Source organism: Hydrogenivirga sp. 128-5-R1-1, from assembly GCF_000171895.1.
On the sequence record NZ_ABHJ01000270.1, the window covers coordinates 1 to 1,683 of the forward strand.

The 1,683-nt window shown below is 29.8% G+C and carries 2 protein-coding genes; both read left to right on the plus strand.

Features of this window, described 5'->3' with window-relative positions:
• Positions 1 to 1,320, plus strand: a 1,320-nt coding sequence (murJ, locus tag HG1285_RS02560; protein ID WP_008289099.1) for a murein biosynthesis integral membrane protein MurJ, incomplete at its 5' end; no start/stop codon positions are given.
• On the plus strand, positions 1,317 to 1,683 hold a 367-nt coding region (locus HG1285_RS02555), incomplete at its 3' end, for an aldo/keto reductase (RefSeq protein ID WP_008289100.1). The genes murJ and HG1285_RS02555, both read left to right, overlap by 4 nt.

Consider the following 1,683-nt stretch of genomic DNA (forward strand, 5'->3'; position numbering starts at 1 on the left):
GCAGCATTTATACCAATTTATACAAAATTAAAAAACGAACATCCACACAGAGCACAAAATTATGTATCTTCTTTATTTTCTTATTATGTTTTAATTCTCTCTATTATTACTTTTTTTGCTGTTATTTTTTCTAAAATACTAATTTTGGTTTTAGCCCCCGGTTTTTCAAAAAATCCGCAGATTTTAGAAACTGCTTCTAATCTTGTAAAGATTGTATTCCCTTATCTTGTATTAATCGGCATTGTTTCATTTTTTACTGCTGTTTTGAATACAAAAGATAGATTCTTTATTCCGGCAGTTTCTCCTGCCCTTTTAAATCTTTCATTTATAGCCTTTGCTTTTTTCTTGTCTTCACATTTTGGAATATATTCTCTTGCTTTTGGAGCTTTGTTTGGAGGATTTCTGCAGGTACTGCTGACTTTTTTTCTTTTTAAAAAAGAAGGGTTTAAAATAAGTTTTTCCTTTAAGTTTATTGATGAAATCAAAACTACATTAAACAGACTTTTACCTGCTTTTGCTTCATTTGGTGTCAGTCAGTTTGGTTTTGTTGTAGATACAATTCTTGCTTCATTAATAATGGCAGGGGCAATATCTTATCTTTATTATGCAAACAGGATTTTTCAGCTTCCAATAGGTGTATTTGCAGTAGGTCTTGGAAATGCTCTTTTAGTTTCTTTATCTAAATATTATGCAGAAAAAAACCAAAATGCTTTTGATAAAGATTTAAATAACGGACTGAGGCTTGCTGTTGTAATATCTCTACCTGCATCTATCGGTATGATAGTTCTTGGCAAAGAAATAATTGAGATTCTTTTCCAGAGGGGGCAGTTTTCTCAAACTGATACAAACTATACATATCAGGCACTTATTGGATATGCTGTTGGACTTTTGTTTTATACACTTACCCGTCCATTTAAAAGTGCATTTTTTGCAAAAGAAGATGTCAAAACACCTCTCTACTCCACTATAGCAGGAATTTTAGGAAGTATTTTATTTGCAGTTGTTTTCGTTTTTATTTTAAATTTTGGAGTTTTTGGTCTTGCACTTGCATCATCTACTGCAGGAATTATTAATCTGATTTATCTTTACTATTTTTATGATGGATTTATTAATAAAAAAGCTTTTTTAATTACATTTTTTAAATCATCAATAGCTTCTTTTTTTATGGCTGTTGCCATTTACGCATTAAAGCCTTTTATAAATAATAGCTTTGTACTTGTATTTTCAGGTATTTTACTGGCTATTTTTGTTTATTTTGGAGTTTTAATTTTACTAAAAGAAGATATTGTTAAAAATTTATTAAAAAGGAGATTTAAATGAGATACAAAGATTTTAGAGAATATAAATTATCAGAAATAGGTATAGGTACATACATTGGAAATCCAAATCAAGAAACAGATAAAAACTACTTTGAAACTATAAAGCTTGGTATAGAAAAAGGTATTAATGTTATTGACACAGCCATAAACTACCGAAATATGAGAAGTGAAATTGTTGTTGGAAAAGTTTTAAAGGAAGTTGGAAGAGAAAAGACAGTTGTTTCAACAAAGGGGGGATATTTAGCAGTTCCGCCAGATATAAATGACCCATCCAAATGGTTTAGAAAAGAACTTATAAATAAAGGCATCTTGTCGCCTGAGGAAATTACACCAACTGGAAATGTAATAACTGCAAAATACATAG